Below are 14,878 nucleotides of genomic sequence, written 5' to 3'. Positions count from 1 at the left end.
ATCACGGCGTCAGGACGAACGGCACCTCGGTGCGGTTGCCCGCGACGTCGAACACCTCGAGCGTGTTGGCACCGGCGACAGCGCCGAAAACGCCGGGCTTCACGAAGTTGAGGTCGCTCCACTTGTCGTCGGTGAGGTCCTTCTGCACGCCGTTGACGGACACGCGGTCGATCTTTCCCGCATCGTGGAGCTTGAAGCTGACCTTCGAGTAGCCGGCGTCCGTCCCCGTGGTGAAGGGCGTTCCCTTCTTGACGGTCACGGTGGGGGCCGTGGTGTCCTTCGGCGCCGCCCGGTACTCCGTCGCCTCGCCCTTGAGCTCCTGCGTGATGCCGGAGAGGAGATCGGACTGATCCGTCGCCGTGAGGTTGTACGCCACGTAGACGCCGTAGCCGTCGGAGACCGTGCGCTCGGCGAAGTCCGTCGCCGTCGCCGCGCTCACGTTCGAGAGGTCGATCGCCGCTGCTCCGAGGCGGGACCTGTCGTCGAGCCCGGGAACGGTGGGTGCGTTGTAGGTCGGGTAGTACGGGTTCCAGGCGTAGTCGAGCACCGCTGCGGCGTCGAACAGACTGAAGTCCGTCACGGTGTACGTCTCGCCGATCGCATACAGGCTGATGATCTTGTCGGGGCCGAGACGATCGCGGAGTGCCGTGGCCAGCCATCCGAACGACTCCGCGTTGGGCTGCGGCGTGCCGTTCGCCCCGTAGTTCGTCCACTCGTCGTCGAAGTCGATGCCGTCGAGCCCGTAGGTCGTCACCGCATCGGCGAGTTGCGCGGCGAACGCATCCGCCTGCTCATAGGACGTGAAGTTCGCGAAACCCGCCCCCTGATGATTGCCGAGCACCGAGAGCAGCACCTTCGTGCCGCGCGCCTGCACGGGTCGGATCTGATTCTCCGCGTCGTCGAGGGTCTCGGTGACGCGCTCGTTGAAGTGCAGGTACGCCTTCTCACCGTCGTAGTTGATGTTGGCGGCGAAGATCATCGCCAGGTCGACGGCCGGTCGGCCTGAGTCGGCGAGCGTGTAGTCGGCGACATTCGCTAAATCGTTCGAGTTGACTTCGATGTAGACGGCGAGCTGCGGATCTTCCCCGGGCTTCTCTGTCGCGGCGGCCGGCGACACGGCGACAGCGCCCGAAACCGCGAGCGCAAGACCCGCGACGGCGGCGAGCCCCTTTCGGAACCGGTGAATCCTGACGTGCGGCTGACTCATTGCAGATCGTCTCCTTCATCATCGATATCGAGATCAGGCCGCATCAGCGCGGCCTGCGGCCGACTATATCGCTTAAGTGGACGGAGGTGAAGAACCGCTATCGAGAGGCGAACTTTCGTTCTGCACCGAGGCGTGAGCCCAGGGCTGTGCCCACAATTGGCGGCCTCCCGGCGTCGCGACACCGGAATACCGTGACAACGTGGGCACCCGGATTCAGACTGGAGGCATGCGCTTGAACGACCCACAGGTATGGACGCTGATCGGGGTGTTCGCCGCCGTCATGCTCGGTGGCATGACGCTCATGACGACGCAGCTCAGCCGAGTGATCCGCGCCGAGGTCGGCCGAGTCGACGCCACCCTCTCGGCGCGCATCGACGGCGTCGACGCACGCCTGGGGCGCATCGAGTCGAAGGTCGACGACCTCGACAAAGAACTCACGAACCTCGCCGTGCGGTTCTGGCGGTCACAATAATCCACCGCCGGTTCAGACCGCGACGTCTCCCACGAGGTTGACCTTGATGCCCATCCCGGCGAACATCGCGGCCTTCGCGATCAGGGCCTTGTCGGCTGTCTCGGCATCCGGAGCGTAGACGAGCTGCGCATGGTTCGCCTTGTGGCGAGCCATGAACTGATCGCGGGAGACGCCGTGCAGCACGACGTGCGCGATCGGCCACTCCGGGTTCGTTGCGTCCTTACGGCGCTGGGTCTCCTCGGCCGGCAGCTCGACGACCGAGGCGCGGAAGATGTCGGCCTGCAGAATGCCGTCGGCGATGAACACACGCGACAGCACGATCTCGCCGGGCTTCGAGACACCGTTGATCGTGGCTCCGCCCGCGGGGAAGAACACGTGCCCCTGCCGCCAGCCCTCGGCGTTCTGCCATCCGCCCAGGTGAGATGCCGGAACCGAGCCCGAGATCTCGTAGACCCAGACGAACTGTCCGTCGTACTCCTCGCCCCAGCGCACATCGTGCAGGGTGTTGTCGGGCACGAGGCCCATCGCACGCCAGACGCGGTCGGTCACGAGCGCATCGACCGCGACGCCCTCATCGGCCTCGTTGAAGTGCGGGAACGCGCGCCCCTCGTGCAGCACCCGCGAGCCGTCGCGCGAGGTCACCGGGGGGCGTTGGGTCGAGTTCAGGATGCCCTCGGCCAGGTCGGATGCCGGCACCAGGTCCTTCAGACCCTGCTGGTACTGGATGCCGACCGCATCGAGTCCGAAGTCGTCGGCGATGCGGAGCGCGGCGATGTACATCTTCAGCTGCCACTGCACCTGCTCGCGGGTGAGTTCGGTGGTGGCGTCCTCGCCGTACCGGAAGGTCATGCCCGCGTCGATCAGCCAGTCGTAGGCGGCGTCCGCCTCGGCCTCGGTGACCTCGAGCATCTCGGCGTACAGGGCCGACTGCGACAGTCGCTCCTTGTAGATGCCCGTCTGGTTGAGCAGCTCATCGTCGAAGATCGCGTTGTACATGCCCATGCAGCCCTCGTCGAAGACGCCGATGATGGCCTTCTCGGCGAGCAGCTCCGCGGCGAGCGCCTCGCCCAGCTGCTTCTCGGGGCTGTCGGGGAGGGTGGGGAGCGCGCGCACGTGCGAGGCGTCGTGGGTGATGGCGCCCGTCTGCGTCCACTCCTCGATGCCCGCCTTGAACCAGTCGTCCGTGTAGTCGACGGACCAGGTCGTGGCGTAGGGCTTGCCCATCTTCGTCAGGCCGGCGTTCAGGCCGAGGAGTCCGACGAGCCCCGGCCAGTCGCCGGCGAAGTTCGCGACCGTGAGGATCGGCCCCTGGTGGGTGCGGAGACCGGCGAGCACGTGGTGGGAGTACTGCCAGTTGGCGATCGCCACGACCAGCGGGGCGTCGACCGGGATGTCCTTGAACACCTCCAGCCCCATGCGCTGGCTGGAGATGAATCCGTGACCGGTCTCCGGGTCGACGCCGAAGGGTCGGATGACCTCCCAGCCGAGATCCGCGAGCACGCCCGTGACGCCGGCCTCGAGCTCGACCTGGGTGGGCCATCCGGCGATGTTCGCGGATTCCCGCAGGTCGCCCGAGGTGATGAGGTACGCCGTCTGCGGAGCGACTGCCGGACGGGATGCCCGTGCGGGCAGGGTGTAGGTGGTCATGATGCCTCCGGGTTGGGGATGGGTGTGGTGCCGCGCTGCTCGGCGGCGAGTTCATGGACGACGCCCTTCGTCGCGTCGTACAGGCGCACGTACCGGTCGAAGAGGGTGTCGTAGGCGAGGCGCAGGTCGGGGTTCGGGGTGATGCGCTCCGTGATGGGGTTCCAGTCGGTGATGAGCGGCGCTTCGCCGTCGGCCGCCACGGCGACCGCGGCCAGGAAGGCGGCGCCGTAGCTCGCACCGATCGTCGTCTGCGGCACCTCCTGCACGAGGCCGGTGACATCGGAGACGATCTGCAGCCACAGCCGGCCCTGCGTGCCACCGCCGACGGCGACGATCCGGCGGATATCGGCGCCGGCGGCCCGCATGGTCTCGACGTTGTGCCGCACACCGAGCGCTGTGGCCTCGAGCGCTGCCCGGTACAGGTCTCCCCTGGTGTGCTCCAGAGTCAGTCCGGCGATCACGCCCCGCGCGTTCGGGTCCTGGATGGGAGTGCGTTCGCCGGCGAAGTACGGGAGCATCAGCACACCCCGGGCGCCGACCCCCGATGCCTCCGCCTCGGCGAGGAGTTCGGGATAGTCGGTGCCGGTCAGCTCCTTCAGCCAGGCGGTCAGCGCGCCGGACGTCGAGAGGCCGCCGGCGAGGTTGCGGGTTCCGGGGAACGCCCCGGCCGTGGTCCACATCGACGGTGTGCGCAGCGCGGGCTCCCCCGGCGTCTCCGCGTTGGTGAACACCATGAACATGGTCGTCCCGTACATGAGCATGAGGTCGGCCGTCTCGTGCGCGCCGACGCTGACGGCCTCGGTCCAGGCGTCGATCGTGCCCGTGATGACGGGCGTGCCAGCCGGGATCCCGGTCGTTGCGGATGCCTGCACGGTGACGGCGCCGGCGATGTCGCCCGCCCAGGCCAGGCGCGGCTGCACGATCGTGGTGGCGTAGCGACCCCAGAACGGGGCATGCCACCGCTCGCTCTCGATGTCGTAGAGCGGCGAGACCTGGCTCGCGGACTGGTGGTCGAAGACGTACGCGCCGGTGAGCCGACGGACGAGCCAGGATGCGGGCATGAACAGCCGGCGGGCGCGTGCCCAGGCTTCCGGTTCCTCCTCCGCGATCCAGGCGATCTTCGGGCCGCCGGCCTGCGAGGTGAGCACCGAGCCTCCGATGCGCGTGATCTCCTCGACGCCGAGCTCGGCGGTCATCCGCTCGATCTGGGCGGAAGCGCGGGTGTCGACGCCGTAGAGGATCGCGGGCCGGACCGGCTGGTCGTTCTCGTCGGCGAGGAGGATGCAGGGACCCATCCCGCTGACACCCACGGCGACGACTTCCGCGTCGGGGTGCGCCGCGAGCAGTTCGCGGGCGATGTCGACGAACTCGTCCCACCAGATCGCGGCATCCATCTCCACCCAGCCGGTGCGCGGCCGGGAGACGTCGTGCGTCCGGGTGGTGGTGGCGATGATGGTTCCGTCAGCCGCCACGAGCACGCCTTTGGTGCTCGATGTGCCGACATCCACCCCGAGGGTGCATCGCATGGTGTCCTCCTTGATCACGCCTGAGGAGATCGTAACTGAAATCGATTTCACAACGCAAGCAAGAATGATGGTTGCGTATGCAGTCGGCCGACGTCAGGCCGGGATCAGTTCGACGTCAGGCCGAGCGTGGGGCTGTCGCGTGGCGGGTCTCGCCCCGCAGCACGACCGTGCGCGGGGCATGGGTGTCGCCGGCGATGCGCTCGAGGAGCATGCGCGCCGCGGTGACGCCCATGTGCCGGGCGGGCAGCCGCACCATCGTGACGGCGGTCGGCGAGAGCGTCGTGAAGGGCAGGGATCCGACGACGGCGACCCCGACGGCCGGCGGGGTGAGTCCGTGCTCGGTGAGCACCTGGATCGCTCCGACGCCGATGAGGTTGTTCCCGGCGACCACGGCGTCGGGCGGCTCGGGAAGGGCGAGCAGCTCTTCCATCGCCGCACGCGCGCCGTCGACACGGAAGGTCGCGAACCGCTGCAGCTGGTCGATGTCGGCCGCACGTCTCGCCGAGGTGAGCGCCGCCCGCCAGCCGGCGGCGCGGTCGGCCGCGGTGTCGATGTCTTCCGGACCGCCGATGTAGGCGATGCGCCGGTAGCCGGCGGCGATCAGGGACTCGGTCGCCGCGACGCCCGCCTCACGGTTCGCCATCACCACCACATCGAGCTCGTGGCGGGTGACGCGGTCGACGGCCACCACCGGCCGACCGGTGGAGAGGATGCTCTCGAGATCCGTCTCCTTCGACGCGGCCGCGATGATGACGCCCGACATGTGCTCGGCGATCGCGATCTGCAGGTACGTCGCCTCTTTGACGGTCTGCGAGTCGGAGTTGCAGAGCACGACCGAGTATCCGGCTTCGGAAGCCACATCCTCGACCCCGCGAGCCATCTCGGTGAAGTACGGGTTCTCGATGTCGGGGATGACGAGCGCGATGACCTCCGAGCTCTGCGTGCGCAGGGTGCGTGCAGCGCGGTTCGGCGTGAAGTTCAGCTCCTCCGCCGCAGCCCGCACGGCCTCGATCTTCTCGGGCGAGACCCGGGTTCCGTTGAACACCCGCGAGACGGTGGCCGGCGAGACGCCCGCACGCCGCGCGACGTCGTAGATCGTGGTCATTTCCCGCCCTCTGCTGCCCGGATGCTTCACCCTACCGGCCTCCCCGGACGACGCCCGCGATCACACGTCACGAGCCCGCGCGGGCATCCTCCTCGGCGGTGACCGCGATGTTCTCCTGCAGCCGGGCGAAGACCACGTCCAGGCGCGCGCGCCCGTCGTCGTCGAGCGCCGGGAGCGGGGAGCGGCAGTCGCCGAGCGGCGTCGACAGCTTGCCGCCGAGGTACTTGGCCGCACCGAACACGCCCACCTCGACCATGCCCTCGACGGTGTCGTTGATGCGCACCTGCACGGCGCGCGCTCCCGCGAGGTCTCCCGCGTCGAATCGCCGCCGGAGCGAACGGAAGAGCTCGATCTGCAGACTCACGGTGGTGCCGATCGCTCCGCGGGCGCCGATCGACAGAGCTGGGAGGTAGAACTCGTCGAAGCCGTTGATCAGGGTCAGGTGCGGGTAGCGGCGGAGGATCCGCTCGGCGCCGTAGAGGTTGCGCGAGGTGTGCTTGACGCCGATCACCTGCGGCAGCGCGAGCAGCTCGTCGAAGCCGCCCTCCGAGATGTCCCGTCCCGTGAACTGCGGGATGTTGTAGAGGATGAAGGGAAGCTCGACCGCATCGATCACGGTGCGGAGGTGCCGCACGACATCCGCGGTGGAATAGCCGTAGTACAGCGGCGGGATCATCGAGATCGCCCCGACACCGGCCTGCTTCGCCGCGGCGGCGATGCGGACCGCCTCTCCCGTCGACATCGCTCCGACGTGCGCGACCACGGGCACGCGCTCCGCGGCGGCCGTCACCGCGGTCTCCGCCACCGCGATGCGCTCGGCCTCGGAGAGCAGCACGCCCTCGCCGGAGGACCCGCAGATGTAGAGGCCTTCGACGCCGCGGCGGATGTCGGCGTCGAGCATGGTCGCCAGCGCCCCGTGATCGACGCTCTCGTCGCGGCGCATCGGGGTGACCGCCGCCGTGAACAGACGTGTGCCGAGCAGGTCGCTCACCACGCGGTCCATCCGCCGTCGACCACCAGGTTGGAGCCGGTCATGTACGTCGAGGCGTCGGACGCGAGGAAGACCAGGGCGCCGTTGTACTCGTCGGCCTCGGCCATCCGTCCGATCGGCATCCGGGCGATGTAGTTCGCCTGGAACTTCGCGTCCTGCGTGTCCCGGCGGACCCCCGAGGGCGTGAGCGTGTTGACGCGGATGCCCGCACGCCCCCAATACGTGGCGCAGTAGCGGGTGAGGTTGTAGAGCCCCGACTTCGCGGCCGAGTACGCGACCGGCTTGATGAAGGGGATGCCGGTGTCCTCGGCCTTGTAGGCGTAGATGTCCTGCACGGGAGACACCATGCCGTAGATCGACCCCACGTTCACGATCGAGCCGCCGACGCCGGCGTCGCGCATCCGCCGGCCCGCTGCCTGCGTCACGAGGAACGTGCCGACGAGGTTGGTGTCGACGACCTCGCGGAACACCTCGACGGGGAACTCCTCGAACGGTCCGGAGACCTCGGGCGGCGCGCTGGGCTGCGTGTCGAGACCGGCGTTGTTGACGACGACGGTCGGCACACCCCAGGTCTCGGCGACCCGGTCGAGCCCGGCGTCGACACTGGCCTGGTCGGTGATGTCCATCGCCAGGGCGAGCAGCCGTCCATCCGGGTCGTCGATGCCGAGACGCGCGGCGGGATCGGCCACCTCGCTGCGGGAGGTCACCGCGACGCGCGCGCCTCGCTGGTGCAGCGAGCGGACGAACTCCGCTCCGATCTGGCCGAAGCCGCCGGTCACGACGACCACCTTGTCCCGCACCGAGAAGAGCGGGTCGAGTCCTTCAGACATGTATCGATACTCCAGATTGCAGGGCGCTCAGCCCTTGACGGATCCCGCGGTGAGCCCGGACACGATGCCGCGCTGCGCCCACAGGAAGAAGATGATCGCGGGCAGCGCGAACAGCAGCGCGCACAGCATGACGACGTTCATCGGCGTGTAGAACTGCCCGAGGAACGACGACAGCCCGACGGATGCCGGCCACAGGTCGGACGACGAGATGAAGGTGTTCGCGAACATGAACTCGTTCCAGCCGTCGAAGAACGCGATGACGGCGGCGGCCGCGATGCTCGGCATGATCAGCGGCAGGACGATCGTGGTCAGGATGCGCAGGCGCGAGCACCCGTCGATGCGGGCCGACTCCTCGATCTCGTACGGGATCTTGTCGATGCCGCTCTTGATGATGAACATGCTCACCGGCATCACGAACGCGGTGTCGGCGAGGACGAGCCCCCAGTGGCTGTTGAGCAGCCCGGCGCCGGCGAAGATCGCGTAGAGGGGGACGATGATCAGCGCCTCCGGCAGCATCTGGGTGCTGAAGAAGATGAAGCCGGCGACGCCGCGGCCGTGGAACTTGTACCGGCTGAGCGCATAGGCGGCCATGGTCGCCAGCACGAGGCTGAGAATCGTCGTGCCGGCGGCGATCACGAACGAGTTGCCGAGCCAGCGCAGGATCGGGATGTCGGAGAGGAAGCCGCCCCACTGGCCGATGTTCTGCACCTCGGGGAGCAGCGGCTGGCTGCCGCCGTAGAGCGACGCCTCGGTGCCGAGCGATGTGGCCAGCATCCAGTACACCGGGAATCCGGCGAAGACGACCAGCAGCGTGATGAGGACGGCCTTGCCGAGGCTGCCGAACTTGGCGCCGATCCCGCGGCGACGCGGGAGATCGGTGGGGATGCGCACGGTGGTCATCGCTGGCTCTCCTGACGTTCTTGGATCTGCTCGACGATGAAGTAGACGACCGTCACCAACAGCGACAGCACCAGACCGAGGGCGCCGATCGCCGCGGCCCGTCCGAGGTTCTGATCCTGGAACGCGGTGCGGTAGACGTTGACGACGAGCGTGTTGGTGACGTCGAGCGGCCCGCCACCCGTGATCAGGAAGATGATCTCGAAGCGCCGGATCGACCAGATCGTCATGAGCAGCGTGATGACGCGGACGGTCGGCATGATGTGCGGCAGGGTGACCGCACGGAAGGACTGGAAGCGCGTGGCGCCGTCGACCCAGGTCGCTTCTCGGAGCTCGTGCGGCACGCTCTGCAGGGCGCTGAGCATGACCAGCATCACGAGCGGCGTGAGCTTCCAGACCGTCGCGAGCGTCACCGCGAACAGCCCGTACTTCGGATCGACGAGCCAGCCGTGCTCACCGAGACCGAGCGCTGCGGTGGTGCGGTTCAGGATGCCCTGCTCGTTGTTGTAGATCCAGACGAAGATGAGGGCGGCGGCCACTGTCGGCACCGCCCACGGGATCGTGGCGATCGCGCGGATGATGCCGCGACCCTTGAATGCGGTGTTGAGCAGCAGCGCTCCGGCCGTGCCGATCCCGACCGAGAAGACCACCGTGAAGAGCGTGTAGAGGAGGGTCGTGATGACGGACGACCAGAACTTGTCGCTCGACAGCAGGTACTCGTAGTTCTCCATGCCGACCGGCCGTCCCCCGGAGGGGTTGACGAGCTTGGTCGCGGTGAAGGACAGCAGCACGCCGCGGATCAGCGGGAAGACCGTGAAGATCGCCAGGTAGGCGATCGCCGGGAAGAGGAAGAGGTAGGCGCCGTTGCGCTCGATGAAGCGTCCGATCGCGCCGGTGTCGCGGCGTCGCCGTGGCGGCGAGGCAGAGGGCGTCGTGGGTCGCGCCTCGAGCGTGGGGGTGGCCATGGCCGGGGGTCCTTTCGCGTGTCGTAGGGATGACCGAGGGGCGGGCGACGGGGGTGAAGCCCGCCCCTCGGAGTGCTCAGCCGAGCTCGGCTTCGAGGCTCTCCTGCACCTCGGCGAGCTTCGACTTCACGTCGCCGCCGTTGACCCGCAGGGCTTCGACCGCGGTGAGGACCTCACGCCAGACGACCTTGCTCTCGGTCTCGAAGCCCTCGACGAGGGTCGACTTCGAGGTCTTGGCGGCTTCGAGGAACTGCGTCGCCCACGGGTTCGCCTCCAGGAAGGCGGCGTCCGGCTCGACGTCGGTGGCCATGGCCGAGGCGCCGAGGCCCGCGCGGATGGCGGTCTGCCCCTCTTCGCCGAGGACCCAGCGCACGAAGTCCTTGGCGGCCTCCTTGTTGTCGCTGTTCGCGTTGACGGCGATGATCAGCTGCGAGTTCGAGCCGGGGTTCGCGAGGGGCAACGGAGCCGCGCCCATGTTCTGGCCGTTCACGGCGTTGTCCGGGTTGCTCGTGATGGTCGTCGCGACGCCGGAGTTCTCGAACAGCATTCCGACCTGCCCCTGGCCGAACTTCGCGCGGAAGGTCGACGCGTCGTCGCCGATGGGGGCGACGCCCGAGGCGAACGTCTCGAGGAACGCCTCGACGGCCTCGACGTTCTCGGCCTTGTCGATGGTCAGCTTCTTCCCGTCGCTGAGTTCGCCGCCGAATCCGTAGATCCAGTTGGCCATCTCCAGCGTCCAGCCGTCGATCTCGGCGGTCTGGTGACGGCCGGCCCAGCCGGCGATCCCCAGCTCATCCTTGATCGTCTTCGCCGTGGTGAGGAACTCGTCGAACGTCGTCGGAACCTCCAGCCCCAGCTCGGCGAAGATGTCCTTGTTGTAGATGACGGTGCTGTAGGTCGGGCGCTCCCAGTTGAAGCCGTACTGCCCGCCGTCGAAGACTCCGGCCTCGTTCGTGTTGTTCAGGGAGTCGCCGAGCTCGTCGGCGATGTCGTCGAGCGGCTCGAGCACGCCGGCGTCGACGAGCGAGGCGAACTGGCTGTCCTGCAGCACCATGACGTCGGGGCCGCCGCCGGCACCCAGCTCGGTGCTGAGCTTGTCGGCGTAGTTCGCGAACGGGATCTCGACCTTGGTGAGCTCGACGTTGTCGTCCGGCCCGGTGTAGCCCTTGACGGCGTCCCAGATGATCGGGCCCTTGCCGTCTTCGAGGAACTGCCAGTTGGAGAACGTGAGCTCTCCCCCGGCGCTCCCGGCATCCGACGAGTCGTCGCCGGCGGCGCAGCCGGCCAGGGCGATGGTCGCGACGGCGACGAGGCCGGTGATCCGCAGCGCGCGTGCGCGGCGGGACGGGTGTGCGTGGTTCGACTTCACTGTTCACTCCTTTGGGCAGCAAGTTCTATGCGACGGTGCATCCGAGTTCTCGCCGGGTCTGCGTGAAATCGGTTTCATCACCATAACTCCGCATTCACAGCGGTGTCAAGAATGAAATGGTTACGCAACCTTATCGCGTCTCATCCGTTCACCAGAACGCCGCGCATCCCCCGCAGACGAGGGATGCCGCGGGGGTCACCCCCGCGGCATCCGTGTCACTGCTCTCCGGTCAGGCGAGCCAGGCCGGTGCTCGTCCGCGCAGGAACGCACCGTCGACCGAGAACCGCCCGGCACCGGTGAACGCGAGGGCCAGCGCTGCCGCGCCGAGGACGGCGACGAACTCGTATCCGCCCTCTCCGACCCAGAGACCGGCGGGAAGGTGCACGGCGACGAGCGCGACGATCATGTCGACCGCGAGCAGGATGCCGACGGGGCGAGTGAAGAGCCCGAGCATCAGCAGGAGACCGCCCACGAGCTCGACGAAGGCGACGACCGGCGCCGCGATCTCGGGGAGGGGGATCCCCATGCCGGCGAAGCTGCCGATCGTTCCGGGCAGCGTGAACTCGAAGATCTTCTGCGCGCCGTGCGCGGCGAAGATCGCACCGACGACCACGCGCAGGACGAGGAGTCCCAGCGAGGGTGCGGCGGAGGAGGCTTTGGTGTTCGTCATGAGGAGTTCTTCCTTCGTGGCAGGACACCCGCGCGCCAGGCGCGGAGCAGGGTCGTTCCCTGCTTCCACGCTAGGAAGCGCACTTTTCCATCTCCTGTGATCGCGCTCCTACGCGGCCCCGGTCAGCGGTGCGCGGCGACCACCTCGGCGACGGCGGTGCGCTCGGCATCGCTCGGCTCGGCGATGGCCATGCGGCAGTAGGCGTCGACGACGTCGAGCACGCGGTACGCCTCTTTCATGCGCGCCATGTCCCCGCCGATCAGGGAGACCACGTCGTCGACCGCGGACTGGGCGGCCGCGATCGCCGTGGCATCACCCGATCGTCCGGCGTCCGCCAGCGCGCGGAACGGCTTCGGGGTGACCGACGAGACTCCGGACACGACCCCCTGCGCCCCCGCGTCGACGGCGGCGATGAGGTCGCGGTCGGCGCCGGTGTACAGCTCGAAGTCCGCGGGGACGACGGCGCGGTATGCCGCGATCTCGTCGAGGGACAGCTCGCTGAGCTTGGCTCCGACGATGTTGGGCAGCTCCGCGAGCCGCACCAGCAGTTCGGGCGAGACGGTGTTGCCGCTGCGGGCCGGGTAGATGTAGACGTACAGGCGCCCGTCGCCGACGGCATCCGAGACCGCCTGGAAGTAGTCGAAGATCGCGTCCTCGGTCGACTTCAGGTAGTACGGCGTGAGCGCGGCGAACTCGGTCGCGCCGAGGCCCTTGGCGATATCGACGAGCCGCACCGCCTCGAAGGTGCTGGGCTGGCCGACGTGCACGATGACGCGCATCCGGTCGTGCAACTCCTCGACGGCGGCGGCGACGAGGGCCGTGAACTCGGCGACGTCGACGGCCGGGAACTCCCCTGTCGTGCCGAGGATGAACGCGCCCTCGTTACCCGATTGGCCGACGAAGCGGAAGATCGCGCGCGACCCCTCCAGGTCGAGGCTGCCGTCGCGGCGGAACGCGGTCGGGACGGCGGTCAGGATGTCGTAGCGGGTCACTTCTCGGTCTCCTCGGAGTTCTTGCGGGACTTGCGGGCGCGGCGCGCGGGGACGTCGACGTTGCGGACGGTGGAGGTGAGGAGGTCGGGCTGAGCGGCGAGCTCGTCGTGCGCCTTCTCGATCTGCTGGATGCTGTCGTCGTGCAGGATCGAGTCCGCGAGTGCCGCGCGCTCGGCGCGGGGCCTGCGGGCGGCACGGATCGCCGGCATCACGATCGAGAGCACGGCCAGCGCGAGCAGCACGATCGCGATCGGGCTCACGACCTCGAAGAACGGCCGCGTGGGGAGGATCGCGAGTGTGCGGGCGAGGTTCTCCTCGGCGAGCGGTCCGAGGAGCAGGCCCAGCACGATCGGACCGGCGGGCACCTGCATGCGCTTGAGCAGCACGCCGATCACACCGAACACGAGCATGGTGACGACGGTCGAGAGGCTGTTCGAGGTGGCATAGGTGCCGATGATGCAGAAGATCAGGATGCCGCTCCACAGGTACGGCTGCGGCACGTCGAGGAGCTTCACCATTCCCTTCATGCGCACCAGGCTCAGGCCCAGCGAGAGGATCGTCGCGATGAGCATGATGCCCACGATCGAGACCACGAGGTCGGGACGGTTCGTGAACAGCGTCGGCCCGGGGGTGATGCCCCAGATGATCATGGAGCCGATCATCACGGCCATCACCGAGTCGCCGGGGATGCCGAGGGCCATGGTGGTGGTGAGCGAGCCGCCGAGCGTGGCGCTGGAGGCGGTGTCGCTGGCCGCGACGCCCTCGATGGACCCCTTGCCGAACATCTCCGGGTGCTTGGAGGCCTTGCGCGCCCTCTCCCAGCCGATGAGGCCGGCGATGTCGCCGCCCGCCGCGGGGATGAGGCCGACGCCGAGTCCGACGGCGCCGCCGACCGCGGTCGCGCGGCCGCTCTGCTTCAGCTCGGCGCGGTTCGGCCACCAGCGGCCGAGGCTCGAGATCGGACGCACGGCGGACTTGCGGTGTGTGAGCAGCTGGTCGAACAGCTCGGCGATGCCGAAGAGACCAATGATGACGGCGATGAAGTTCACGCCCTCGACGAGTTCGAGCACCCCGAAGGTGAAGCGCTGGTCGGCGGTCGCGGCGTAGGTGCCGACGCTGCCGAGCATGAGGCCGAAGAGTCCGGCGAGGATGCCCTTGAGCATCGACTTCGACGAGATGCCGATCATGATCGCGATGCCGAAGACGACGAGTGCGAACAGCTCCGGCGACTTGAAGTAGTCGCGGGCGAAGCTGGCGATGGGCACCGCCGCGACCGAGAACAGCACGAGCGAGGCGAGGATGCCGACCGCCGAGACGATCGCCGAGATGGTCAGGGCGAGACCCGCCCTCCCCTGCTTGGCCATCGGATAACCGTCGAGGGTGGTGGCGATGGAGGCGGGAGTCCCGGGGGTGTTGATGAGGATCGACGGCACCCGGTCGCCGAAGTTCGCGGCGACGTAGATGGTGAGCAGCACCGCGAGGCCCTGCACGGGTTCGAGGGTCATCGTGAATCCGGCGGCGAGCGCGACGGCCATGGTCGCGGTGATGCCGGGGAAAGCTCCGACCATGAAGCCGAGCACGAGGCCGACGAGCATGTAGAGCAGGATCGAGATGTCGAGGAGCGAGTTCAGCCCCTCCATGAGCGCGTTCACAGGGGGATCCTCAGGAGCATCCCGAACACGACGTAGACGAACGCCGTGACGGAGGCGGAGTAGATGATCAGGCTCAACCAGCGGCGGTGGCCGTAGAGGAGCATGAGGGCGGCCATCAGCAGGGCTGCGGCGACGGGGAACACCTCGACGCGGTAGCCGAACAGGACGACCGAGCCCAGCGACCAGAGCGCGATGAAGGCGCCGGTGATCGCGAGGGTGGCGATGACGCGCAGGTAGCCGCCGGGCTGGATGCGCTCGAGGTCTTCGCGGGTGGGGGCCGGGCGGGTGATCGCGACGGCGAGCAGCGCGATGGCGATGACCACTCCGGTGACCCCGATGACGAGGGGCCAGAAACGGGCGTCGATCTGCCCGGCGGCGGCTTCGCGGCGCAGCGGGATCTGCGTCGAGAGGAAGAGGTAGCCGGAGGTGAAGGCGAGGGAGACGACGGCGAACACGATCTCGAGGCGCCGGGAGGCGGGCGCGCCCTGGTATTCGCCGGCAGGCTCGTCGTGGCCCGCCGGTTCCGCAACGGCGTCGGGGGTGGACATCATGCTC

At 68.3% G+C, this 14,878-nt stretch carries 14 protein-coding genes; 1 reads left to right on the top strand and 13 read right to left on the bottom strand.

Translation table 11 applies throughout. The annotated features are described in order from the left end of the window. Window position 1: 1 nt before the first annotated feature. The gene (locus tag DW298_RS19655; RefSeq protein WP_240745100.1) at window positions 2-1,207 is read right to left on the bottom strand and encodes an endo-beta-N-acetylglucosaminidase H; all 1,206 of its coding nucleotides are present in this window, start codon (window positions 1,205-1,207) and stop codon (window positions 2-4) included. Window positions 1,208-1,433: 226 nt separating this feature from the next. Between DW298_RS19655 and DW298_RS10380 the strand changes: the two genes are divergently transcribed. Continuing rightward, window positions 1,434-1,679 carry a hypothetical protein gene (locus tag DW298_RS10380; protein ID WP_136042402.1) on the top strand — a complete coding sequence of 82 codons (246 nt, stop codon included), beginning with the start codon at window positions 1,434-1,436 and terminating at the stop codon, window positions 1,677-1,679. A gap of 12 nt (window positions 1,680-1,691) precedes the next feature. On the opposite strand, the gene DW298_RS10375 is transcribed toward DW298_RS10380, so the two are convergent. From DW298_RS10375 to DW298_RS10320, 12 genes are all read right to left on the bottom strand, one after another. Further along, window positions 1,692-3,326 (bottom strand): fucose isomerase, encoded by a 1,635-nt coding sequence (locus DW298_RS10375; protein ID WP_136042401.1) that lies wholly within the window; start codon window positions 3,324-3,326, stop codon window positions 1,692-1,694. Then, window positions 3,323-4,852, bottom strand: a complete 1,530-nt coding sequence (locus DW298_RS10370) for an FGGY family carbohydrate kinase (RefSeq protein ID WP_136042400.1) — start codon at window positions 4,850-4,852, stop codon at window positions 3,323-3,325. Before DW298_RS10370 ends, DW298_RS10375 begins: the two co-directional genes overlap by 4 nt. 115 nt (window positions 4,853-4,967) lie before the next feature. Further along, window positions 4,968-5,957: a LacI family DNA-binding transcriptional regulator gene (locus tag DW298_RS10365; protein WP_136042399.1), complete on the bottom strand. Its 990-nt coding sequence runs from the start codon at window positions 5,955-5,957 to the stop codon at window positions 4,968-4,970. A gap of 67 nt (window positions 5,958-6,024) precedes the next feature. Further along, entirely contained in the window at window positions 6,025-6,948 is a 924-nt protein-coding gene (locus tag DW298_RS10360; protein ID WP_168429588.1) for a dihydrodipicolinate synthase family protein, read from the bottom strand. Beyond that, window positions 6,945-7,778 carry an SDR family oxidoreductase gene (locus DW298_RS10355; protein ID WP_136042397.1) on the bottom strand — a complete coding sequence of 278 codons (834 nt, stop codon included), beginning with the start codon at window positions 7,776-7,778 and terminating at the stop codon, window positions 6,945-6,947. Before DW298_RS10355 ends, DW298_RS10360 begins: the two co-directional genes overlap by 4 nt. A 27-nt stretch (window positions 7,779-7,805) precedes the next feature. After that, window positions 7,806-8,678 (bottom strand): carbohydrate ABC transporter permease, encoded by an 873-nt coding sequence (locus DW298_RS10350; protein ID WP_136042396.1) that lies wholly within the window; start codon window positions 8,676-8,678, stop codon window positions 7,806-7,808. Further along, window positions 8,675-9,640 carry a sugar ABC transporter permease gene (locus DW298_RS10345; protein WP_136042395.1) on the bottom strand — a complete coding sequence of 322 codons (966 nt, stop codon included), beginning with the start codon at window positions 9,638-9,640 and terminating at the stop codon, window positions 8,675-8,677. Before DW298_RS10345 ends, DW298_RS10350 begins: the two co-directional genes overlap by 4 nt. Window positions 9,641-9,716: 76 nt before the next feature. After that, the gene (locus DW298_RS10340; RefSeq protein ID WP_136042394.1) at window positions 9,717-11,009 is read right to left on the bottom strand and encodes a sugar ABC transporter substrate-binding protein; all 1,293 of its coding nucleotides are present in this window, start codon (window positions 11,007-11,009) and stop codon (window positions 9,717-9,719) included. A gap of 229 nt (window positions 11,010-11,238) precedes the next feature. Beyond that, window positions 11,239-11,679 (bottom strand): DoxX family protein, encoded by a 441-nt coding sequence (locus DW298_RS10335; protein ID WP_105711546.1) that lies wholly within the window; start codon window positions 11,677-11,679, stop codon window positions 11,239-11,241. A gap of 122 nt (window positions 11,680-11,801) precedes the next feature. Next, the gene (locus DW298_RS10330; RefSeq protein ID WP_136042393.1) at window positions 11,802-12,671 is read right to left on the bottom strand and encodes a dihydrodipicolinate synthase family protein; all 870 of its coding nucleotides are present in this window, start codon (window positions 12,669-12,671) and stop codon (window positions 11,802-11,804) included. Continuing rightward, window positions 12,668-14,323, bottom strand: a complete 1,656-nt coding sequence (locus tag DW298_RS10325) for a tripartite tricarboxylate transporter permease (protein WP_136042392.1) — start codon at window positions 14,321-14,323, stop codon at window positions 12,668-12,670. Before DW298_RS10325 ends, DW298_RS10330 begins: the two co-directional genes overlap by 4 nt. Further along, the gene (locus tag DW298_RS10320; RefSeq protein ID WP_240745099.1) at window positions 14,320-14,871 is read right to left on the bottom strand and encodes a tripartite tricarboxylate transporter TctB family protein; all 552 of its coding nucleotides are present in this window, start codon (window positions 14,869-14,871) and stop codon (window positions 14,320-14,322) included. The genes DW298_RS10325 and DW298_RS10320 overlap by 4 nt, the downstream gene beginning before the upstream one ends. Between the last annotated feature and the right edge of the window lie 7 nt (window positions 14,872-14,878).

It is taken from the genome of Microbacterium sp. A20 (genome assembly GCF_004794515.1).
In the GTDB taxonomy this organism is placed as follows: Bacteria; Actinomycetota; Actinomycetes; order Actinomycetales; family Microbacteriaceae; genus Microbacterium.
Note: the sequence above shows the minus strand (reverse complement) of the source record. Positions and strands in the feature narration are given on the sequence as shown.